The 20,979-nt window shown below is 70.8% G+C and carries 19 protein-coding genes and 1 pseudogene; 10 read left to right on the forward strand and 10 right to left on the reverse strand.

Annotated features, from left to right (window positions below):
• Positions 1-1,926, forward strand: a pseudogene (locus ACX28W_RS25700) (tetratricopeptide repeat protein); the annotation flags it as partial.
• A 237-nt stretch (positions 1,927-2,163) separates the two neighbouring features.
• Here ACX28W_RS25700 and ACX28W_RS25705 read toward each other — a convergent pair.
• Positions 2,164-3,918, reverse strand: a complete 1,755-nt coding sequence (locus tag ACX28W_RS25705) for a DAK2 domain-containing protein (RefSeq protein WP_459001754.1) — start codon at positions 3,916-3,918, stop codon at positions 2,164-2,166.
• A 261-nt stretch (positions 3,919-4,179) separates the two neighbouring features.
• Between ACX28W_RS25705 and rpmB the strand changes: the two genes are divergently transcribed.
• From rpmB to ACX28W_RS25720, 3 genes are all read left to right on the forward strand, one after another.
• A complete protein-coding gene (gene rpmB / locus ACX28W_RS25710; protein ID WP_003993230.1) occupies positions 4,180-4,365 on the forward strand; it encodes a 50S ribosomal protein L28 in 186 nt (61 codons plus the stop codon).
• Between the two features lie 151 nt (positions 4,366-4,516).
• Complete coding sequence (locus ACX28W_RS25715; protein WP_459001758.1) at positions 4,517-7,672, forward strand: BTAD domain-containing putative transcriptional regulator; 3,156 nt, start codon at positions 4,517-4,519, stop codon at positions 7,670-7,672.
• Between the two features lie 42 nt (positions 7,673-7,714).
• The gene (locus tag ACX28W_RS25720; protein WP_459001760.1) at positions 7,715-8,923 is read left to right on the forward strand and encodes an FAD-dependent monooxygenase; all 1,209 of its coding nucleotides are present in this window, start codon (positions 7,715-7,717) and stop codon (positions 8,921-8,923) included.
• A gap of 20 nt (positions 8,924-8,943) precedes the next feature.
• Here the strand turns inward: ACX28W_RS25720 and ACX28W_RS25725 are convergent, their stop codons facing one another.
• A complete protein-coding gene (locus ACX28W_RS25725) occupies positions 8,944-9,909 on the reverse strand; it encodes a thiamine-phosphate kinase (protein WP_459001761.1) in 966 nt (321 codons plus the stop codon).
• Between the two features lie 230 nt (positions 9,910-10,139).
• Here ACX28W_RS25725 and ACX28W_RS25730 point away from each other — a divergent pair, with 230 nt between their 5' ends.
• Both ACX28W_RS25730 and ACX28W_RS25735 read left to right on the forward strand, forming a co-directional pair.
• Positions 10,140-10,373 carry an Lrp/AsnC family transcriptional regulator gene (locus ACX28W_RS25730; protein WP_028802415.1) on the forward strand — a complete coding sequence of 78 codons (234 nt, stop codon included), beginning with the start codon at positions 10,140-10,142 and terminating at the stop codon, positions 10,371-10,373.
• A 20-nt stretch (positions 10,374-10,393) separates the two neighbouring features.
• Positions 10,394-10,888 carry a DUF3515 domain-containing protein gene (locus ACX28W_RS25735; protein WP_459001762.1) on the forward strand — a complete coding sequence of 165 codons (495 nt, stop codon included), beginning with the start codon at positions 10,394-10,396 and terminating at the stop codon, positions 10,886-10,888.
• Between the two features lie 46 nt (positions 10,889-10,934).
• Here the strand turns inward: ACX28W_RS25735 and ACX28W_RS25740 are convergent, their stop codons facing one another.
• The 3 genes from ACX28W_RS25740 to ACX28W_RS25750 form a co-directional block, all read right to left on the reverse strand.
• Positions 10,935-12,092, reverse strand: coding sequence for a D-alanine--D-alanine ligase family protein (locus ACX28W_RS25740; RefSeq protein ID WP_459001763.1), 1,158 nt, complete (start codon positions 12,090-12,092; stop codon positions 10,935-10,937).
• 122 nt (positions 12,093-12,214) lie between these two features.
• Entirely contained in the window at positions 12,215-13,225 is a 1,011-nt protein-coding gene (locus tag ACX28W_RS25745) for an NAD(P)H-dependent glycerol-3-phosphate dehydrogenase (RefSeq protein ID WP_459001765.1), read from the reverse strand.
• Entirely contained in the window at positions 13,222-14,058 is an 837-nt protein-coding gene (locus tag ACX28W_RS25750; protein WP_459001766.1) for a lysophospholipid acyltransferase family protein, read from the reverse strand. Before ACX28W_RS25750 ends, ACX28W_RS25745 begins: the two co-directional genes overlap by 4 nt.
• Before the next feature lie 145 nt (positions 14,059-14,203).
• Here ACX28W_RS25750 and cofC point away from each other — a divergent pair, with 145 nt between their 5' ends.
• Together cofC and ACX28W_RS25760 are read left to right on the forward strand one after the other, a co-directional pair.
• A complete protein-coding gene (gene cofC, locus ACX28W_RS25755; protein WP_459001767.1) occupies positions 14,204-14,851 on the forward strand; it encodes a 2-phospho-L-lactate guanylyltransferase in 648 nt (215 codons plus the stop codon).
• A 149-nt stretch (positions 14,852-15,000) separates the two neighbouring features.
• A complete protein-coding gene (locus ACX28W_RS25760; protein ID WP_362070667.1) occupies positions 15,001-15,204 on the forward strand; it encodes a hypothetical protein in 204 nt (67 codons plus the stop codon).
• Positions 15,205-15,355: 151 nt separating this feature from the next.
• On the opposite strand, the gene ACX28W_RS25765 is transcribed toward ACX28W_RS25760, so the two are convergent.
• From ACX28W_RS25765 to leuC, 4 genes are all read right to left on the reverse strand, one after another.
• A complete protein-coding gene (locus ACX28W_RS25765; RefSeq protein ID WP_459001769.1) occupies positions 15,356-15,988 on the reverse strand; it encodes an HU family DNA-binding protein in 633 nt (210 codons plus the stop codon).
• A 138-nt stretch (positions 15,989-16,126) separates the two neighbouring features.
• Positions 16,127-16,357 (reverse strand): SCO5555 family protein, encoded by a 231-nt coding sequence (locus ACX28W_RS25770; RefSeq protein WP_459001770.1) that lies wholly within the window; start codon positions 16,355-16,357, stop codon positions 16,127-16,129.
• A 254-nt stretch (positions 16,358-16,611) separates the two neighbouring features.
• Entirely contained in the window at positions 16,612-17,205 is a 594-nt protein-coding gene (gene leuD, locus ACX28W_RS25775; RefSeq protein WP_459001772.1) for a 3-isopropylmalate dehydratase small subunit, read from the reverse strand.
• Positions 17,206-17,211: 6 nt separating this feature from the next.
• Entirely contained in the window at positions 17,212-18,645 is a 1,434-nt protein-coding gene (gene leuC / locus ACX28W_RS25780; protein ID WP_362070659.1) for a 3-isopropylmalate dehydratase large subunit, read from the reverse strand.
• 190 nt (positions 18,646-18,835) lie between these two features.
• On the opposite strand from leuC, the gene ndgR reads away from it, so the two are divergent.
• Positions 18,836-19,552, forward strand: coding sequence for an IclR family transcriptional regulator NdgR (gene ndgR, locus ACX28W_RS25785; protein ID WP_028806673.1), 717 nt, complete (start codon positions 18,836-18,838; stop codon positions 19,550-19,552).
• 104 nt (positions 19,553-19,656) lie between these two features.
• On the opposite strand, the gene ACX28W_RS25790 is transcribed toward ndgR, so the two are convergent.
• Complete coding sequence (locus tag ACX28W_RS25790) at positions 19,657-20,190, reverse strand: DUF4188 domain-containing protein (RefSeq protein WP_459001774.1); 534 nt, start codon at positions 20,188-20,190, stop codon at positions 19,657-19,659.
• 107 nt (positions 20,191-20,297) lie between these two features.
• Here ACX28W_RS25790 and ACX28W_RS25795 point away from each other — a divergent pair, with 107 nt between their 5' ends.
• Entirely contained in the window at positions 20,298-20,942 is a 645-nt protein-coding gene (locus tag ACX28W_RS25795) for a MerR family transcriptional regulator (RefSeq protein WP_459001776.1), read from the forward strand.
• Positions 20,943-20,979: the final 37 nt, after the last annotated feature.

Genomic DNA, 20,979 nt, shown 5'->3' on the forward strand with positions numbered 1-20,979 from the left:
TCGGCTTCGGCTTCGGCTTCGGCTTCGGCTTCGGCTTCGGCTTCGGCTTCGGCTTCGGCTTCGGCTTCGGCTTCGGCGGGACGATCGGGCGGCGTCGTGGAGTCGGCCGCCGGGCCTGACCTGGCCGAGTTGCTCGCTGAGGCCCGGCGGCTGTCGGAGTTCCGCAGCCCGGAGGCCGTCGCGGCCTGGGCGGCGGTCTCGCACGCCGCCCAGGGCCAGGAACTGGACGTCCGCGACCGCGCGGAGATCGCCGACCACGAGGCGATGGACCGCGGTCCCGAGGGCATCGAACTCTTCCATCGGGCGGCCGAGCTGTACGCCGAGGCGGGCGACCCCGGCGAGGCGCTCGCGGCCCGCGCCCGCGCCGCGTACGTGCTCGCCCTCACCGGCGGGACGGAGGAGGCGCTGGCGGCCGTCTCGGAGCTGTACGAGGAGGTGCTGGCGCTCCGCGCGGACGGCGGGACGGGGGTGTCCCAGACGGCGTCCGTGCTGGTGGGGCGGGCGCGGATCTTGATGCATCAGGTACAGGAGGGGGAGGGCTCGGACGAGCCGGGGCCGGCGGCGTCGACGGAGACGGACGACGGCGACGTCCTGGCCGCCGCCGAGGAGGCCGCACGCGAGCTGCTGGTTCTCGCCGAGCCGCACGTCGCGGACGTGCGCATGGCCTCCCGGGCCGCGGAGGCGCAGGCGATGCTCGGTGAGCTCGCGGCGCACGTCGGGGACGTCGAGGCCGCCGCCGAACTGCTCGCGCGGGCCGCGGAGTCGTTCGTGGCGGCCGGGCTGCCGTGGTACGCCGTGGAGTACGAGTCCCGGCTCGCCGGGATCGCCCGGCACCTCGGCGACGCGGCGGAGGCCGAGCGGGCCGCGCGCGCGGCGCTGGAGCACGGCGGGCCCCACCTGGAGCCGATGGGGCACGCGCAGTTGCACCTGCAGCTCGCCGAGGTCCTCGGCGCCACCGGACAGTTCGGGCTTGCCTCGGAACACGCCCTGGAGGCGGCGCACTGGGCCGACGAGGCGGGCGAGAGCGCCACGCTCGGCGCCTGGGCCCGGCACCAACTCGGCGGTTTCCTGCTCCGTCAGGGGCGTTGGGCCGAGGCTGCGGAGATCCTGGAGTCGGCGCTGCCCGATCTGACCACCGACATGCACGGCGACGGTGCGATCGTGCAGACGCAGTGGTGGCTCGGCGACTGTCTCACCGAGCTCGGCGAACATCGCGAGGCCGCCGAGCGCTGGTTGCAGGCCGCGGACATCGCCCGGCACTGGCCCGAGCAACGTGACCACGCGATGCTCGCCCACCTCGCCGCCGAGGCGCTCGGCCACGCCGGGCTGCCCGCCCAGGCGGACCAGGCGTACGTCCGCGCCGGCGACCTGTGGCGTGCCGTGGGCAACGTCCACGGTCTGATCCGGTCGCTACGGGCGCGGGCCTGGGCGGCGGTGCGTACGGATGCGGGGCTGGACGCGGCGCGGGAGTTGATGTCGGTGGCGGTGCGGGAGTGCGAGGGGGCGCTTCTCACGGAGGGCGAGAGCGCGAGCGAGGGTGTAGGTGAGGGGCTTGAGGAGGCGCGTCACCGCCTTGTCGCCGAACTCGGTGACACCCACCGGCAGTTCGGTGACCTCGTCGCGCGTTGCGTCCCCGACGACGCGGAGGAGGCTGCGGTGCGGGGCCTCCTCGAGGAGGCCTTGACCCACTTCACACAGGCCGTCTCGGCGTTCCTCCCTCTCGGAGACGATGCCCTCGACGCACGTACGGGCGCCGAGCTCGCCGCGGGGTGGACGGAGGCCGACCTGCGGCTGCCCGCGGCGGCGTCCGCACGCGCGCGTGCCGTGCTTTCCGCGTATGCCGGGGTGGAGGGGGAGACCGCGGCGGCTCGGCGGGCGGAAGCGGGGAATCTGCTGGGCCGTTTGGAGAAGCACCCGTCGCGCTGACGGGCGGGTTTTCGCCCCCGCCGCCCCTACACTTCGCCCGAAGGGCTCGTCCTCGAGCGCCGGATGGGATGGATACCCCGGCCGGGGCTTGAAGGTTTTCAGCGCCGGGCCGCCATCTTTCAGCCCGTCCGGCGTTTGAGGACGAGGCCGTTCAGGCCGAAGCGGGGGTCTGGGGGCGGCAGCCCCCAGAGAAGGGACGGGTAGGGGCGGCGGGGGCGAGGAAACGCGGCGCGACCGCTACTCCACGCCGATCAACAGCAGCGCCCCTTGCCGCCCGCCCCGATACACCACCGTGTCCACCGCCAAGTACGACTCCCGGACCCGCGATTCAAGATGCGCGGCAATGGTGTCGGGAGCCTCGTCGCCCAGGACGAGGGTGACCATTTCACCGCCGGCGGCGAGCATACGGTCGAGGACGGTTTCGGCGGTGGCGGTGATGTCGGAGCCGATCACGGCGACATCGCCGTCGATGAGACCGAGGACGTCGCCGGCCTGGCAGATGCCCGCCATGGTCCAGGACTGACGCTCGGCGACGGCGACTTCGGCGTAGCGGGTGGCACCCGCCGCCGAGGTCATGGCGACGACATCCTCGTCGAAGCGACGGTCGGGCTCGTGAACGGCCAGCGCGGCGATGCCCTGAACCGCGGAGCGGGTCGGGATCAGCGCGACCCGCACACCTTCCGTACGGGCCTGTTCGGCGGCGGCCGCCGCGGTGTGACGCAGCTCGGCGTCGTTGGGCAAGAGCACCACTTCGCGCGCGTGGGCACGCCGTACGGCCTCGACGAGCTCCCCGCTGGCGGGCGGCTCCCCGGGCCGCGCGAGCACGGTGGTCGCGCCGGCCTCGGTGTACAGCCCGGCCAGCCCTTCACCGGGCACGACCGCCACCACGGCCCGCTGCGCCCGCTCCCGTGGCGGCCGTCCCACCGCGCCCGCGGTGTGGGCGTCACCGAGCCCGAAGTGCGTGATCCTGATCCGGTACGGCCGCCCGGCCTCGACACCCGCCTCCACGGCGGCACCCGCGTCGTCCACATGCACATGGACGTTCCACAGCCCGTCCCCGCCGACCACGACGAGTGAGTCCCCCAGCCGGTCGAGCCGGTCCCGCAACCGTGCCACGGCCGCGTCCTGCGCCTCCAACAGGTAGATGACCTCGAAGGTGGGCCCGCCCTCGCCCGGCCCGCCTTCCGCACAGACGTCGTTCCCGTCGGCGTCCCCGCGCGCGTGGACCTCCCCGGGAACCGCACCAGAAGCCGTATCGAACACCGCACCGGAGACCGACCCCGCGCTCGGAACCACCCCGGGCGCCTCCCCCGTGAACGTCTCGACCAGCGCCGCGAGCACCGCCACCAGCCCCCGCCCGCCCGCGTCGACGACACCGGCACGCTTCAGGACGGCCAGCTGTCCAGGGGTCGCGGCGAGGGCCGCCCGCGCTCCCTCGTACGCGGCGCGGGCGACCGTGCCGCAGTCGCCCTCGGTGCCGGTGGCCGCTTCGGCGGCGGCCGAGGCGACCGTGAGGACCGTGCCCTCGACGGGGTGCGCGACGGCCTCGCGTGCGGAGTCGGCGGCCTGCTGGAGGGCGAGACGGAGACCCTGTCCGTCCATGTGAGCCGTCTCACCGTCGGCGGCGAGTACCTGCGCCATGCCGCGCAGCAGCTGCGCGAGGATCGTCCCGGAGTTCCCCCGGGCTCCGATCAGTGCCCCGTGCGCCATCGCCCGTATCGCATCGGCGAGGGCGGGCCGCCCCACCTCCGCGGAGGTGGAGAAGGGGTCGTCAGCCGTGGTGGACACGGCGTCGTGGCCCTCGAAAACCGCCTCGACCGCGGCGACCGCCGACTCCACCGTCAGATACAGATTCGTCCCGGTGTCCCCGTCGGCCACCGGATAGACGTTGATCGCGTCGATCTCCTCGCGCGCCCGCCCCAGCGCCTCCAGCGCGAGACCGCACCAGGTGCGCACCGCGGATGCGTCCAATGTCTGCGGCACCTGCGGCACCTGTGCCTCCTTGAGCTGCTGGACGTGGGACGCAGCGTAGACCCAGGACGGGTTACCGTCGGTAGGGGGCCCTGAGGAGGACGCGAGGCAGGCCCGGGGGGCAGCCATGGTAGTTTCGTGCTCTGGACGCAGTCGTTGTATGCTGCTCCAGTTGCCCGATCCGATCGGGCCTTCCCCCTGGCACCGCCACTCAGATCCTAGATCTTGATCCCGGCATGCCGGGATCCACCGTAAGTGCATCTGAAGTCTTTGGAGTGACCCGTGGCTGCCAACTGCGACGTCTGCGGCAAGGGGCCGGGCTTCGGCAACAACATCTCGCACTCGCACCGCCGTACGTCCCGTCGCTGGAACCCCAACATCCAGCGCGTCCGTACCGTGGTCGGCGGGACGCCGAAGCGCGTGAACGCTTGCACCTCGTGCATCAAGGCCGGCAAGGTCTCGCGCTGACGCTACTCCCCCAAGCTCTCGGCTCCGCTTGAGCAGGGGGGACCCCCATCGCGCGCGGCCACTGCTGGTTCGCTTACAGAAAGCCGGTCCACCTCACGGTGGGCCGGTTTTTTGTTCGTTCGCGCGCGTGCGACCTGCCAGAATCTGTCGAATGCGCTTCGGCATCCTGGGCCCCCTCGACATCCGTACCGAGGACGGCAGCCCCGTGGACCCCGGCGGTCCCCGCCCCCGTGCCCTGCTCACGCTGCTCCTCCTCCAGGCGGGCCGCACCATCTCCACGGAGCGACTGACCGACTGCCTGTACGGCGCCGCGCCGCCGGCCGGGGCCGTCAACGCCCTCCAGTCCCAGGTGTCCCGACTACGCAAGCGGCTCGGCCCCCACACGGAGATCGAGGCCGGCCCCACCGGCTACCGCCTCGCCGTCTCCCCCGATGCCGTCGACGCCCACCGCTTCGAGCGGCTGTCCCGTGAGGGCCACGCGGCCCTCACCCAGGGCGACCACACCGGGGCCGCAGCCGTGCTCCGGGAGGCGCTCGCCCTGTGGCGCGGCCCGGCACTCGCCGACCTCCCCGACGCGCATGCCCAGGTCTCCCGCCTCGAGGAGCTCAGGCTCGCCGCCGTACAGGACCGTGTCGATGCGGAACTCGCGCTCGGCGGCGGCCCCGAACTGGTACCGGAGCTGCGCGAGCTGCTCACCGCGCATCCGCTGAGCGAGCGGCTGTACGGACAGCTGATGCGGGCCCTGCACGCGGATGGGCGGCCCGCGGAGGCCCTGACGGTGTACGAGGAGGCGCGGCGCATCCTCGCGGCCGAGCTGGGCGCCGATCCCTCGCCCGAACTGTCCGCCCTCCACCTGGAGCTGCTCCAGGGCACGGGTCCCGCTCCCAGGCGCCTGCCGGCCCAACTGACCCACTTCATCGGCCGCGATGCCGAACTCGCACGGATCGGCGCGCTGCTCGCCCAAGAACGGCTGGTCACGCTCGCCGGGCCGGGCGGCGCGGGGAAGACCCGCCTGGCGATCGAAGCCGCCCAGGCCCGCGTACACGCTTGCGCAAGCGTGTACCTCGTCGAGCTCGCCCCCGTCACCGACCCTTCCCAGCTCCCCCACGCCCTCCTCGCCGCCCTCGGCCTGCGCGAAGGCCTCCGCATCCCGTCGGCAGACACCACGGAGCGGCTCCTCGCCGCCCTGGAGGACCGCGAGCTGCTGCTGGTCCTCGACAACTGCGAGCACCTGGTCGAGGGCGTGGCCCGGATCGCCGGACTGCTCCTAGGAGCCTGCCCGGGGGTACGGATCCTCGCCACCAGCCGCGAGTCACTGGGGATCACCGGCGAGGTGCTGTGCCCGGTGCCGCCGCTGCCGCCGGAACCGGCCGCGCGGCTGTTCCTGGACCGGGCGGCCGCCGTGCGCCCGGGATTCGAGGGGCACGCGCGCGTGGCGGACATCTGCGCCACGCTGGACGGGCTGCCCCTGGCCATCGAGCTGGCGGCGGCGCGGCTGCGGACCCTGACCCCGGACGAGCTGGCCGACCGCCTCACCGAGCACGTGACCGAGCACACGTCTGGGCCCATGCCTGGACACTCGCCGGGGCACATGCCCGAGCCCGTCGAGGACGACCGCTTCCGGCTGCTGTCCCGGGGTGACCGCACCAAGGCGCCACGGCATCGCACCCTCCGTGCCGTCGTGGAGTGGAGCTGGGAGCTGCTGGACGAGGAGGAGCGGGAGCTGGCGCGACGGTTGACCGTGTTTTCCGGGGGCGCGACGTCGGAGGCGGTCGAGGCGGTGTGCGGGACGCCGTACCCGGAGGATCTGCTGGCCTCGCTCGCGGAGAAGTCGTTCCTGGAGGTGGCCGAGGGACGATACCGGATGCTGCAGACCATCCGGGCGTTCGCCGCCGAGCACCTGGTGCGGGTGGGCGAGCAGGAGCGGCTTCGGACCGCTCACGCCACGTACTTCCTGCGTCTGGCCGAACGTGCGGAGCCGTTTCTGCGGGGCGGCGACCAAGTTCCCTGGCTGGGCCGGCTGACCGTGGAGCACGACAACCTGGACGCCGCCCTGCGCCATCTCGTGCGCACCGACCGGGAGAACGCCCTGCGGCTGATGGCGGAGCTCTCCTGGTTCTGGCGCCTGCGCGGCCTGTACGGCGCGCACATACGGTCGGCCCGGGAGCTGCTGACGGCCACGGGTGAGGAACCGCCGGCGGGCCTGGCGGAGGAGTACGTCCTGTGCGTGATCAACGCGATCTCCGAGGAGGGCGACGATCCGGCCGACCAGGAACGTCTGGCCCGCGTGGAGTCCCTGATGGCAGCGCTGCGCGGCCCGCTGCGGCTGCCGTTCACCGTCGTGCTGTGGTCGGTGGCGGGCGGACCGCAGCCCGTCGCCAACGAGCGGGTGCGGGCCCAGGTCGGGGACGACGACTGGGGCCGGGCGCTCGTTGATGTCGGCCTCGGCTATCAGGAGCAGTTCGCGGGGCGTCCGGCGGCGGCCGAGGAAGCGTTCGCACGGGCGCTGGCGGGCTTCCGCACGACCGGAGACCGCTGGGGCATGGCCAACTGCCTCGAACCGTTGGGCATGTTCGCCGACTGGCGCGGGGAACATCGGGGCGCTCTCGAACTGATCGACGAAGGACTGTCGTACGTCAGGGAGCTGGCCGCCCCCGAGGAGACCTCGGACCTGCTGCGCACCCGGGCGACCGTGCTCCTGCACCAGGGCGAACCGGCAGCGGCGGCTGCCCACTTCGCTCAGGCCCTGGGCCTTGCCCGCGCCGTCGGCCTCCCCGACAAGGTGGCGGGCGCCCGGCGGGGCCTGGGCGATGCCGCCCGGCTCGCGGGAGACACCGCTCACGCGCGTGTGCACTACGAAAACGCCCTGGCGGCGTGCGCCGCCAACTGGTTCAGCGTCGGTGAGACCGTACGTAACCTCATCGGCCTGGGCCGCACGGCCGCCGCCGAGAGCCGCATGGGCGAGGCACACGACTGGGTGCGGCAGGCCGCCACCCTCGCCACCGAGAGCCCCGGAGTCCTCGAACTCGCCGAAGCCGCCGAAGCGTTGGCGGCCCTGGCCGACTCCCCCGAGCGCGCCGCCGTCCTCCTGGGCGCCGGCACCGGCCTGCGCGGAGCGCCGCTCCAGGGCGACCCCGAAGCCGTACGCACGGAGCGGGACATCCGCGAAAGGCTGTCCCCCGAAGCGTACGAAAAGGCCTTTGAGCAGGGGAGAATTCTCGGTGCGGCGGCACTCGCCGACGGGAACACGCCGCTCGCCGACGAGGAGGACATGGGCTTACCGACGGCCAGGGAACACCGTCAGTGAACGGTAGGAGCTCGGTCAGCGCCTCCCGCGAGGCTCCTTCCCATGACAACCAACGCCACCCACAAGCTCGCCCACCTCGACGTCCTCGTCTCCGGCGCCAGCGTCGCGGGCCCCGCCGTCGCCCTCAACCTCGCCCGCTACGGCGCACGCGTCACCGTCGTCGAGAAGGCCCCCGATCTGCGCCCGGGCGGGTTCGCGGTCGACTTCCGGGGGCACGTCCACCGGACCGTCCTGACCGCCATGGACATCTGGGACGAGATCCACGCCCGCCAGACCCGCATGGGCCGGCAGACCGTCGTCGACGCGGACGGCGCCCCGCGCGTCGATCTGCCGGCCGAGATGATGAGCGGCGATGTGGAGATCTTCCGCGGCGAGCTGGCGCAGATCATGTACGAGCGCACCAAGGACAGCGTGGAGTACGTCTTCGGCGACTCGATCGCCACGCTCACCGAGACCCCGGGCGGAGTCGACGTGACCTTCGAGCGCGGAGCGCCCCGCCGCTTCGACCTGGTCGTGGGCGCCGATGGACTCCATTCCCGCACCCGGCGCCTCGCCTTCGGGGACGAGTCCCGCCACCTGCGTTTCCTGGACCACTACGTGGCGGCCTTCGGCGTCCCCAACGACCTGGGCCTCGACCGCACCGCACACCTCTACAGCGAACCGGGCCGCGCGGTCGTCATCGGCAACTACGACGGCGACCCGGACCGGGCGGGCGCGCTGCTCGTCTTCCGGTCCGAGCAGCTGGCGTTCGACCGCCATGACGTCGCCGCACAGAAGCGGATCCTCACCGAGCGGTTCGCCGGGACGGGCTGGGAGGCACCGCGGGTCCTCAAGGCCCTGGAGCGGGCCGACGACCTGTACTTCGACGCCATCGCCCAGATCCACGTCGACCGGCTCACCCAGGGGCGCGTGGTGCTGATCGGAGACGCGGGCTACGGCGCCACGATGGGCGGCATGGGCACCGGCGTCGCGATCGTCGGCGCGTACGTCCTGGCCGGCGAACTGGCTCTCGCGAACGGCGACCATCGCACCGCGTTCGCCGAATACGAGACGCGCATCCGGGACTTCGCCAAGGGCTGCCAGAAGATCTCCGGCAACGCGGGGCCGTTCTTCGCCCCGCCGACCGAGCGGAGGATCCGCAGTCGCGACCGTGTGTACCGGCTGCTGAGCTCTCGCCTCCTGGCCGGCTTCTTCAAGAAGCTGACGGAGAAGGCGGCCACCGGTATCAAGCTCCGCGAGTATCCCGTCTGAACGCTCAGGTACTCACCTGTTCACGACTCGATGTCCCCGAAGTGGTCCCAACCCCCCTTACTGGTCCAGGGTGCGCTGTCCACCGTGACCTGCGGCAGGGCAGACGGGTTGAGGACCTCGCCGATCACCTTCCAGCGCGCGGGCAGCTTCACGTCCGGCGGGAAGGTCGCCACGATCGCGTGGTCCTCGCCGCCGGTGAGCACCCATTGGATCGGGTCGACTCCGACGGCCTGGCCGATGTCGTTCATCTGGGACGGGATGTCGATCGCGCCCGAGCGGACGTCGATGCGTACCTTGCTGGCCTCAGCAATGTGCCCCAGATCGGCGATCAGCCCATCACTCACGTCGCACATCGCCGTCGCCCCGAGCCCGGCAGCCGCGGGACCCGCGTGGTACGGCGGTTCGGGGCGCCGGTGGGCCTCCACGAAGGCGCGCGGCGAGCGGAAGCCCCGGGAGAGCACCGCGTGCCCGGCCGCGGACCAGCCCAGCCAGCCCGTCACGGCGACCACGTCGCCGGGCTGTGCCCCGCCCCGGGTCACCGGCTCGTGGCCGCGCAGATCGCCGAGCGCGGTGATCGAGACCATGATGGTGTCGCCGCGTACGACATCGCCGCCGACCACGGCCGCGCCCGCGACCTGACACTCGTCGCGCAGCCCGTCCATCAGCTCGGAGGGCCAGGTGGCCGGGAGTTCGGCCGGGACGACCAGGCCGAGCAGCAGCGCGGTCGGTACGGCGCCCATCGCGGCGATGTCCGCGAGGTTCTGCGCGGCCGCCTTGCGTCCGACGTCGTACGCCGTGGACCAGTCACGGCGGAAATGCCGCCCCTCCAGGAGGATGTCGGTGCTCGCGACGACCCTGCGATCGGGCGCGGCGACCACCGCGGCGTCGTCGCCGGGGCCGATCCGGACCGCCGGGGTGGTGGTGAGACGCGAGGTGAGCTCCTTGATGAGCCCGAACTCCCCCAACTCGCCCACGGTGCCCTTCATAGTCGTACTGCCCCTTCTATCCCTGTCTGCGCCACGGTACGCGAGCCGTCCTCGGTGCGGTCGCGAGCCGTCTGTGTACTCGGTACGGTCGAGTTGACCGTCAACTTGTGCAGTCCGCGCACCCCGGCGCGCAAGCCCCAGCCACCGCGGGTCTCCCCGCGGCGAGCGGCGACGCGATACCGTGGCGTTCCTTTTCCCCACATGATCCTCGTGGCCGCCCTGGAGGTTCCGTGGTACAGGCGTACATCCTGATCCAGACGGAGGTCGGCAAAGCGTCGACCGTCGCCGAGACGATCAGCAAGATCCCGGGGGTGATCCAGGCCGAGGACGTGACAGGACCGTACGACGTGATCGTGCGGGCCCAGGCCGACACGGTTGATGAACTCGGCCGCATGGTGGTCGCGAAGGTCCAGCAAGTGGACGGCATCACCCGCACCCTGACCTGCCCGGTCGTTCACCTGTAGCCCCCGTCTACCCTTGGCCGGTGGACTTCTCCCGTCACCGGCGCACCGCTCTCTTCGGGCTGCCCGTTCTCGCCCTGTTGATCACCGTCACGAGCTGCTCCTCGGCAGACGACGACGCCTCGGCCGCGGTTCCCAGCCCGGACGCGAAGGTCGCCAAGCTGTGTCAGAACCTGGACAAGGCGCTGCCGACGAAAATTGACGGCCTCGACCGGGACGATCCCGAGCCCCGGTCCGCGCTGACCGCGGGCTGGGGAAGCCCGGCGATCATACTGCGCTGCGGTGTCGAACGGCCCGCCGCGATGAGCAACCAGAACGCGCTCAGCGGCGAGGTGAACGGCATCGGCTGGCTGATGGAGAAGCAGGACGACGGGTCGTACGTCTTCACCAGCAGTCTGCGCCGCGCGTACGTCGAGGTCAACGTGCCGTCCAAGTGGGTCCAGCAGGACGGCTCGGGCGCGCTCGTCGATCTGGCCGCGCCCATCAAGAAGGCGATCCCCGAAGGAATCGCCGACTGACGTACAGACGTACAGGAGCGCTGTCGCGGCCCCCGCACCAGCCGTTCTAGCGCAGCCCCGTCGAGCGGTGCAGCGCCGCCTGCACCAGGCGGTCCACCAATTCCTGGTAGCCCACGCCGCTCGCCTCCCACATCTTCGGGTACATGGAGATGGGCGTGAAGCCGGGCATGGTGTTGATCTCGTTGATCACGAACTCCCCGTCCTCGGTGAGGAAGAAGTCCGCGCGCACCAGGCCCTCGCAGGAAGCTGCCTCGAACGCCTCGACCGCGAGCCGCTGGACCTCGGCGGTCTGCTCGGGGGTCAGCGGGGCCGGCACCAGGCCGGGTGCCGAGTCGATGTACTTCGCCTCGAAGTCGTAGTAGGCGTGCGACTGCACGGGCGGGATCTCGGCGGGCACGCTCGCGCGCGGGCCCTCCTCGAACTCCAGCACCCCGCACTCGATCTCGCGGCCGCGCAGCAGCGCCTCCACGATGATCTTCGGGTCGTGGCGCTGGGCCTCCTCGATCGCCTCGTCGAGGCCTTCGAGGGAGTCGACCTTGGTGATGCCGATCGAGGAACCCGCGCGCGCGGGCTTGATGAACAACGGCCAGCCGTGTTCACCCGCGAAGTCGATGATCTTCTTGCGGGCGGCGGACTCGTCGCGCTCCCACTCACGGGGCCGGATCACCACGTACGGGCCGACGGGCAGCCCGAAGGAGGTGAACACCCGCTTCATGTACTCCTTGTCCTGGCCGACCGCCGAGGCGAGCACGCCAGAACCGACGTACGGGACTCCGGAGAGCTCCAGGAGGCCCTGGAGGGTGCCGTCCTCGCCGTACGGGCCGTGCAGCACGGGGAAGACGACGTCGACCTCGCCGAGAGCCTTGGGAACGGAGCCCGGCTCGCTGTAGACGACCTCGCGGTTGGCCGGGTCGACGGACAGGACCACGCCGCCCTCGTTCGACTCGGCGAGCTGCTCCACGCTGGGCTGCCGCCGGTCGATGATGGCCATCCGCTCCGGTTCGTCGGCGGTGAGCGCCCAACGGCCGTCCTGGGTGATGCCGATCGGCAGGACGTCGTACTTGGTCCTGTCGATGGCGCGCAGGACGGCGCCGGCCGTGACAGTGGAGATCCCGTGTTCGGAGCTGCGGCCGCCGAAGACGACGGCCACGCGCGGCTTGCGAGGCGGCTGCTCAGGGCTCTGGGGGAGGTTCTCGGTGCTCATATCGGGTTGAGAGTACCCGTTGGTACGGCGCTGAGTCAGCGCCCCACGGCGGTCGTTGCTCAGCGTCGTACGAGCCGTTGCGGAGCGTCGTCCACCTGAGTGTTCCGTCGTCCACCCGAAGTTCAGCGGCGCTCGGGCTTGGCGCTGCGCGCCATCAGTTCCTTGAGCGCGACGACCGGCGGCTTGCTGTCGTGGACGATGCCGACGACCGTCTCCGTGATGGGCATGTCGACGCCGTGCCGGCGCGCCAGATCCAGCACGGACTCACAGGACTTGACGCCCTCGGCAGTCTGCTTGGTGACCGCGATGGTCTCCTGGAGGGTCATGCCCTTGCCGAGGTTGGTGCCGAAGGTGTGGTTGCGCGAGAGGGGCGAGGAGCAGGTCGCCACCAGGTCACCCAGGCCCGCGAGTCCGGAGAAGGTCAGCGGATCGGCGCCCATCACGAGGCCGAGCCGGGTGGTCTCGGCGAGTCCGCGCGTGATCAACGAGCCCTTGGCGTTGTCGCCGAGCCCCATACCGTCCGCGATGCCCACGGCGAGACCGATCACGTTCTTGACCGCGCCGCCGAGTTCACAGCCCACCACGTCGGTGTTGGTGTACGGGCGGAAGTACGGGGTGTGGCAGGCGGCCTGGAGTCGCTGGGCGACCGCTTCGGAGGTGCACGCGACGACGCCTGCGGCCGGCATCCGGGCGGCGATCTCACGGGCGAGGTTGGGGCCGGTGACCACGGCGATGCGGTCCGCGCCCACCTTGGCGACGTCCTCGATCACCTCGCTCATCCGCATCGCGGAGCCGAGTTCGACGCCCTTCATGAGGGAGACGAGGATCGTGTCGGGCGCGAGCAACGGCGTCCACTCGGCGAGGTTGCCGCGCAACGTCTGCGAGGGCACGGCGAGCACGGTGAAGTCGGCGTCGCGCGCGGCCGCGGCGGCGTCCGTGGTGGCCCGCAGGTTCTCGGGGAGTTCGACGCCCGGCAGGTAGTCCGGGTTCGTCCGCGTGGAGTTGACCGCTTCGGCGAGTTCGGCACGACGCGCACACAGGGTGACCTCGCATCCCGCGTCGGCGAGCACCATGCCGAAGGCCGTACCCCACGATCCGGTCCCGAAGACGGCCGCCTTGACCGGCTTGCTCACGTGCCCTGCCCCTCTTCCTGCTGTGCTTTTCGCTGTGCGGGTGCCTTTGCTTGGGCCTGCACCTGTGCCTGCGCCTGTGCCTGCACCTGTGCCTTTTCGTAAGCCGCGGTGCGCCTGCGCTGCTCGATCCGCACCTGGCGCGGGTCGTAGGGCGTTTCGGGCGCCTTCTCGCCGCGGATGTGCTCAAGCTGCGCGGTGACGGCGGCCATGATGACCTCGGTGGCCTCCTTCAGGAGGTCCGGGCTCATCTCCTTGTCGTAGAAGCGCGACAGGTCGACCGGGGGGCCCGCGAGCACGTAGTGGGTCTTGCGCGGAAGGAGGTTGGGCTTCTTGGCGTACGGCGGCAGCAGTTCGTTGGCGCCCCACTGGGCGACCGGGATCACCGGGCACTTGGTCTGCAGAGCGACCCGTGCGGCACCGGTCTTGCCGGTCATCGGCCAGCCGTCGGGGTCGCGGGTGAGGGTGCCCTCGGGGTAGAAAGCGACGCATTCACCGCGCTCCACAGCGTCGATCGCGGCCCGGAAGGCGCTCAGCGCGTCGGTGCTCTCGCGATAGACGGGGATCTGTCCTGTGCCGCGCATCGCGGCCCCCACGAATCCCTTCCGGAAAAGCCCGGCCTTCGCCAGAAATCGCGGAACACGCCCGGTGTTGTACTGATAGTGCGCATACGCGAACGGATCCACATGCGAATTGTGGTTCACCGCGGTGATAAATCCGCCCTCGACCGGAATGTTCTCCATTCCGCGCCAGTCCCGCTTGATCAGAACCACCAGTGGCGGTTTGCAGAGGACCGCTGCAAAGCGGTACCAGAAGCCGATTCTGCGGCGGGGCACGCGGACACCTTCCTCTTAGGGCCTGGGGGGCCGCACAAGTGTCGCCCCAGGCCGTCTGTCTGTCGAGAACACCGTACGCCCCGACGTCCGGGCCTCCAGGGCTGCCGGGTCACAATGGGCGCGACAAGGGAGGAACGGAGCGCTCGTGCTGTGGACCTTGGTGGTACCCCTCAAACCCCTGGCGCGAGCCAAGAGCAGGCTGTCGGACACCGCAGGCGACGTAGTGCGTCCCAGCCTCGCCCTCGCGTTCGCACAGGACACCGTGGCGGCCGCGCTGGCCTGCTCGGCGGTCCGAAATGTGGCGGTAGTCACGGACGACGCCCTGGCCGGACGGGAGCTGGCCGCGCTGGGCGCGCGGATCGTCCCGGACGAGCCCGGAGGGGGCCTGAACTCCGCGCTGGCGCACGTGGCGGGGGTCGTACGCTCCTACAGTCCCGAATGCGCCGTGGCGGCCCTGAACGCCGATCTGCCCGCGTTGCGGCCCGTTGAATTGGCCCGGGTACTCGAGGCGGCCGCGGAATTCCCGCGCGCTTTTCTCGCCGATGCGGCCGCAATCGGAACGACCCTGCTGACAGCTTCCCCCGACCAGGAATTGCTCCCCGCTTTCGGTACCGATTCCCGCGCCCGTCATCGCGCCTCGGGCGCCGTGGAACTCCGCCTCGAAGCGGTGGATTCCGTACGTCAGGACGTGGACACCGGCGACGACCTGCGAACGGCGCTCGCACTGGGCGTGGGCCCGCGCACAGCCGCGGTGGCGGCGAATCTGCTGATCCCGGGCCAGCCCGGCGGCTGACTCGGGGCGCCGCCCACCGACGTGCTCGCGGCCCCTCGAAACCGGATCCCGGCGCCCCTCCCGCTGATCCGCGGCGCCCGCCCCGGCTCACGGCTCACGGGCGGGCAGCCCCTGTGCCGCCCCAGGGCGTGCGGCCGTAGGCTTTCGGCATGCAGGCGACCGCGTACACGTACGACCCCGAGACCCACAGCGGCCAGGTGCTGCTCGACGACGGCACCCCGGTGCCCTTCGACGGGCCGGCGTTCGACGCCGGGGGGCTGCGCCTGCTGCGCCCGGGGCAGCGCGTGCGCATCGAGACCGAGGGGGACGGCGACGCACGCCGGATCACCCTGGTGACGCTCCAGACCTTCTGACCCCCCCTGGAAGGGTTCCTGAACCCCTTCCTGAACCAGCCCCTGAACCCGGTCCCGTTCCCGGACCCGTTCCTGAACCCGTTCCCGAACACGCCGCGGGCCGGGCTCCCCATGGGAGCCCGGCCCGGCGCGTGAGTTACCTTGCGCCCTGTTACTGGCGGGCGGTGGTGGCCTTCTTGGCGGTGGTCTTGCGCGCCGTCGACTTCTTGGCGGGGGCCTTCTTCGCCGGGGCCTTCTTGGCCGTCGCCTTCTTGGCGGTGGTCTTGGCCGTGGCCTTCTTGGCGGTCGCCGTGGTCTTCTTGGCGGTCGTCTTCTTGGCCGTGGTCTTCTTCGCGGCGGCGGTGGTCTTCTTCGCTACCGCCTTCTTCGCCGTGGTCTTCTTGGCCGCCGCCTTCTTGGCGGTGGTGGCCTTCTTGGCCGCGGCCTTCTTGACCGTGGCCGCGGCGCCGCCGGTCAGGCTGCCCTTGGGCGCCTTCTTGACCGCGACCTCGCCACCACGCGGGAGCTTCTTCGAGCCACTCACCAGGTCCTTGAAGCCCTGGCCCGCACGGAAGCGCGGCACCGAGGTCTTCTTGACCCGAACACGCTCACCTGTCTGCGGGTTGCGGGCGTAACGAGCGGGACGGTCCACCTTCTCGAAGGAACCGAAGCCGGTGACCGAGACCCGGTCCCCGCCGACGACCGCACGGACGATGGCGTCCAGTACCGCGTCGACCGCGTCGGCGGCCTGCTGACGCCCGCCGACCTTGTCGGCAATCGCTTCTACGAGCTGCGCCTTGTTCACGTCTTCCCCTTCGGAGACATTGCCCGAACGAATGCGTTCAAGCTTTTTCGCACGTTAGGCAGATATATACCGCAAATCAAACACGAAACGGGCTAATCACCCTTGTGCCGCAACGAACTCGGGCTGTTGTGGAGTTCCTCAGCGTTCCTCTTCGAGGAATCGGCCCTCGTCGAGGTCGAAGGTGAACCGCTCCAGCCGCCTTGTCGCATCGGCGAGATCGTGCTTGGCCACGGCCGTAATGACCAGCAGCTTCCGGGTCAGCGCCATCCGTACGCCCTCCGGGACTTGCAGTGCACGCACTCTTGTGTGCGCTTCCTTGAGTTGGGCCGCGACTGCCGTATAGAGCTCGAGTTGGCCGTCGTGTTCCATGCACAGATTGTGCCATCTGGGGCGAGTTGTCGCCTGCGCAGGGGGTAACTGCCGTACCCGGAGGGGGTCCTGAGCGCCTCCGCACGCCCCGGCACCAAGGTGCGCGTACCCAAGCAATCGCCCTTGTAGACAGGGGAGTTGGGGCCCTCCAGGGCAGCTCCGCGGTGCCCTCCGCGGGCAGACACAGCTGTACCCCCAACCGTCCACGATTGGGGGTACAGAGGCGTGTTGCGTTGGCTGAAATCAGCCGTGCGTCAGACCTGGAGCGTCTTCGGCTTGTGCGACGGCCGCTTGGTCTCGTACGTCGCGATGTCGCCCTCGTTCTGGAGGGTGATGGAGATGTCGTCCAGGCCGTTCAGCAGCCGCCAGCGGGCGTTCTCGTCGAGCTCAAAGGCGGCGGTGATACCCTCGGCGCGCACCTCGCGGGCCTGCAGGTCAACCGTGATCTCGGCCTGCGGGTCCTTCTCGGTGAGCTCCTGCAGCGCGTCCACGATCTTCTGCTCCAGAACCACTGTGAGCAGGCCGTTCTTCAGCGAGTTGCCACGGAAGATGTCCGCGAAGCGGGACGAGATGACGGTCTTGAATCCGTAGTTCTGCAGCGCCCAGACGGCGTGCTCGCGCGAGGAGCCCGTACCGAAGTCGGGACCGGCGACCAGGACCGTGGCGCCTTGCCGCTCCGGCCGGTTGAGCACGAACTCGGGATCCTTGCGCCAGGCCTCGAACAGCCCGTCCTCGAAACCGTCCCTGGTGACCTTCTTGAGCCAGTGGGCGGGGATGATCTGGTCGGTGTCGACGTTGCTGCGGCGCAGCGGAACGGCCCGGCCGGTGTGCGTGGTGAATGCTTCCATGACTTCTCAGACTCCAGCGGGCGTACGGGCGGCAGACGAGTCGGACAGGTCGGCCGGGGAGGCCAGGTGGCCCAGCACGGCGGTGGCGGCGGCGACCTGCGGCGACACCAGGTGCGTACGGCCTCCCTTGCCCTGCCTGCCCTCGAAGTTGCGGTTGGAGGTGGACGCGGAGCGCTCACCGGGGGCCAGCTGGTCGGGGTTCATGCCCAGACACATCGAGCAGCCCGCGTGCCGCCATTCGGCGCCGGCCTCCTTGAAGACCACGTCCAGGCCCTCGGAGACGGCCTGCAGACCGACCCGCGCGGAGCCGGGGACGACCAGCATCCGTACGCCGTCGGCGACTTTGCGGCCCTCGACGATCGCGGCGGCGGCGCGCAGGTCCTCGATGCGGCCGTTGGTGCACGAACCTACGAAGACGGTGTCGACCTTGATGTCGCGCAGCGGCTCTCCGGCGGTCAACCCCATGTATTCCAGGGCCTTTTCGGCGGCCAGGCGCTCCGAAGCGTCTTCGTACGAAGCCGGGTCGGGGACGGACGCCGAAAGCGGCGCGCCCTGGCCGGGGTTGGTCCCCCAGGTGACGAACGGGGAGAGCGAGGCGGCGTCGATGACGACCTCCGCATCGAATTCCGCGTCCGCGTCCGACTTCAGCGTCGACCAGTAGGCGACCGCGGCGTCCCAGTCCTCGCCCTCGGGGGCGTGCGCACGGCCCTTGAGGTACTCGAAGGTGGTCTCGTCGGGGGCGATCATGCCCGCGCGGGCGCCGGCCTCGATCGACATGTTGCAGATGGTCATCCGGGCTTCCATCGAGAGCTTCTCGATGGCGGAGCCGCGGTATTCCAGGATGTAGCCCTGGCCGCCGCCGGTACCGATCTTGGCGATGATCGCCAGGATCAGGTCCTTGGCGGTGACGCCGTCGGGCAGTTCGCCGTCGATCGTGATGGCCATGGTCTTGGGGCGGGCCAGCGGCAGCGTCTGGGTGGCCAGCACATGCTCGACCTGCGAGGTGCCGATACCGAACGCCAGCGCGCCGAAGGCGCCGTGCGTGGAGGTGTGGGAGTCACCGCACACGACGGTGGTGCCGGGCTGGGTCAGGCCCAGCTGCGGTCCCACGACGTGGACGACGCCCTGCTCGACATCGCCCAGCGAGTGCAGGCGCACACCGAACTCGGCGCAGTTCTTGCGCAGCGTCTCCAGCTGGGCCCGGGAGACCGGGTCCGCGATGGGCTTGTCGATGTCGAGGGTCGGGGTGTTGTGATCCTCGGTGGCGATGGTGAGGTCGAGGCGGCGCACGGGACGCCCCGCCTGACGGAGGCCGTCGAAGGCCTGCGGGCTGGTCACCTCGTGCAGCAGGTGCAGATCGATGAAGAGGAGGTCGGGCTCGCCCTCGGCGCGCCGGACGACGTGGTCGTCCCAGACCTTCTCCGCGAGTGTCCTACCCATCGCTTTCCCTCCGGCCGGCCTGTGTGGCGCCGGCCCAACTAGAGATTTCCGGGGCGGCGGCGCTCGTACCCCTAGTACCGGACGCCTGCCGCCGGGCCCGTTGGTCCGCGGGCCGCTGTGTCTACCAGAGTGGCGCGTTCCACCGAAAATTGAACTTGCGTTTCACAGAGTGAGACGCGAGTATCGTTGCATGGACAACAGTAGCGGCGTCGGCGTTCTGGACAAGGCAGCCCTTGTCCTGAGCGCTCTGGAGTCCGGTCCGGCCACCCTCGCGGGCCTGGTCGCGGCGACCGGACTGGCACGACCCACGGCACATCGTCTCGCCGTGGCACTTGAACACCACCGCATGGTGGCGCGCGACATGCAGGGCCGCTTCATTCTCGGTCCCCGGCTGGCCGAGCTGGCCGCGGCTGCGGGTGAGGACCGCCTCCTCGCGACAGCGGGCCCGGTGCTCACGCACCTGCGCGACATCACGGGCGAGAGCGCGCAGCTCTACCGCCGCCAGGGCGACATGCGCATCTGCGTCGCCGCGGCCGAGCGCCTGTCGGGCCTCAGGGACACGGTCCCGGTCGGTTCCACACTCACGATGAAAGCGGGTTCCTCGGCCCAGATCCTGATGGCCTGGGAGGAGCCCGAGCGCCTGCACCGGGGCCTGCAGGGCGCCCGCTTCACGGCCACAGCGCTCTCGGGCGTACGTCGCCGGGGCTGGGCCCAGTCGATCGGCGAGCGCGAGCCGGGCGTCGCGTCGGTCTCCGCGCCGGTTCGCGGCCCCTCGAACCGTGTCGTGGCCGCCGTCTCGGTCTCCGGACCGATCGAGCGCCTGACCCGCCACCCGGGCCGTATGCACGCCCAGGCGGTCATCGACGCCGCCGGCCGCCTTTCCGAGGCCCTGCGCCGCACGGGCTGACCCACGCCGGGTGGGCCCGCCTCAACGCCGCGGCAGGCCCCCCTTCACCTCGGGCTCCCCCCACCCTCGGACTCCCCCACCTCGGGCCTCCATGCCCTGGACTTCTACGCCTTGGACTCCTGCGCCTCGGCCTCACCGGTCCCGGACGCGCGATGCGCGAACCGTTCGGCCGCCCGCCGTCCCCGCCGCTCGATGGGCAGTACGCCATGCGCCGCGCCGAGCCCGAAGGGCGGCATGTCCGCGTAGATCGACTCGTACGACCCCTCCGGCACGATGTACGCCTCGTGCCAGATCCCCACGTGCTGCCGCGCCTTCCCCGCGCGTTCCTTGCGGTTGATGATCGCCCACACCTTGTGGTGGAACATGTCGGGCGCCGCCGCGTACGCGTACAGCTGCTCTTTGGACTCCCAGTACTGGACGACGTAGTACGTCCTCGGTGAGGCCGTCAGCAGGATGTGGCCGAGCAGCCCGCGGCTCTTGTCCCTGGCCAGTTCACGGAGCATGCGCGGCATCGCCAGGAGCGCGGGCACCCAGTGGTGCACCGCCCAGAAGTGGTTGATGCGCATGCCGATCAACAGGACGACCACGTCCCCTTCGGCTGCGGCGGTGGCACGGCCGGCGACGGGCTTGGCGAACATGACGACTCCCCCTTGATGAATCCCCATGCTGAATCCCCAGTTGGATAGAGCACTATCCAACTGGGCGATGCTTAGATAGTGCTCTTATCCATGGGAAGGCACAAGACATGCGGCTGACGGAACTGAGCGAGCGCAGCGGAGTGTCGATCGCGACGATCAAGTACTACCTGCGTGAAGGGCTGTTGGCGCCCGGCCGCCGGATCAGCGCCACGACGGCCGAGTACGACGAGAGCCATCTGCGCCGGCTCCGCCTGGTGCGCGCGCTCATCCAGGTCGGCCGCGTTTCGGTGGCGACGGCCCGGGAGGTCCTGGGGCACATCGACGACGACTCCCTCGGCCGGACGATCCGGCTGGGCGCGGCCCTATGGGCACTGCCACAGGAACCCGAACCGGACGAACAGGACCCTGCCGTACAGTCCGCGCGCCGCGAGGTCGACCGACTGCTGGAGGGACTGGGCTGGGAGACCGCTCGGGAGCTGAGCACCCTCTCCCCCGTACACCGCTCCCTGGTGTCGGCGGTGGCCACGCTCATCCGGCTGGGCTATCCCTGGGACGCCGAACTCATGGCGCCGTACGCACGGTTGATGCACCAGGCGGCCGTCCGCGACCTGGACTTCGTGGAGAAGCACCCCTCGGAGGAGGAGAAGGTCGAGACGGCGGTCGCGGCGGCGATCCTCTTCGAGCCGGTGCTGAAGGCGCTGCATCGGCTGGCCCAGGAGGAGGAGTCGTCGCGGCGGTACGGCATCGAGTGAGCGGGAACGCCGATGGGCCCCCACCGGAGTGGAGGCC

Source organism: Streptomyces sp. SD15, assembly GCF_054462255.1.

Excerpts from the sequence above, each read along its gene's own strand:
- leuD (WP_459001772.1), bottom strand. The coding sequence starts at position 17,205 with ATGGAAGCATTCACCACGCACACCGGCCGGGCCGTTCCGCTGCGCCGC.
- ACX28W_RS25720 (WP_459001760.1), top strand. The coding sequence starts at position 7,715 with ATGACAACCAACGCCACCCACAAGCTCGCCCACCTCGACGTCCTCGTC.
- ACX28W_RS25725 (WP_459001761.1), bottom strand. The coding sequence starts at position 9,909 with ATGAAGGGCACCGTGGGCGAGTTGGGGGAGTTCGGGCTCATCAAGGAG.
- leuC (WP_362070659.1), bottom strand. The coding sequence starts at position 18,645 with ATGGGTAGGACACTCGCGGAGAAGGTCTGGGACGACCACGTCGTCCGG.
- ACX28W_RS25760 (WP_362070667.1), top strand. The coding sequence starts at position 15,001 with ATGCAGGCGACCGCGTACACGTACGACCCCGAGACCCACAGCGGCCAG.
- ndgR (WP_028806673.1), top strand. The coding sequence starts at position 18,836 with ATGGACAACAGTAGCGGCGTCGGCGTTCTGGACAAGGCAGCCCTTGTC.
- ACX28W_RS25770 (WP_459001770.1), bottom strand. The coding sequence starts at position 16,357 with ATGGAACACGACGGCCAACTCGAGCTCTATACGGCAGTCGCGGCCCAA.
- ACX28W_RS25795 (WP_459001776.1), top strand. The coding sequence starts at position 20,298 with ATGCGGCTGACGGAACTGAGCGAGCGCAGCGGAGTGTCGATCGCGACG.
- ACX28W_RS25790 (WP_459001774.1), bottom strand. The coding sequence starts at position 20,190 with ATGTTCGCCAAGCCCGTCGCCGGCCGTGCCACCGCCGCAGCCGAAGGG.
- ACX28W_RS25715 (WP_459001758.1), top strand. The coding sequence starts at position 4,517 with ATGCGCTTCGGCATCCTGGGCCCCCTCGACATCCGTACCGAGGACGGC.
- ACX28W_RS25740 (WP_459001763.1), bottom strand. The coding sequence starts at position 12,092 with ATGAGCACCGAGAACCTCCCCCAGAGCCCTGAGCAGCCGCCTCGCAAG.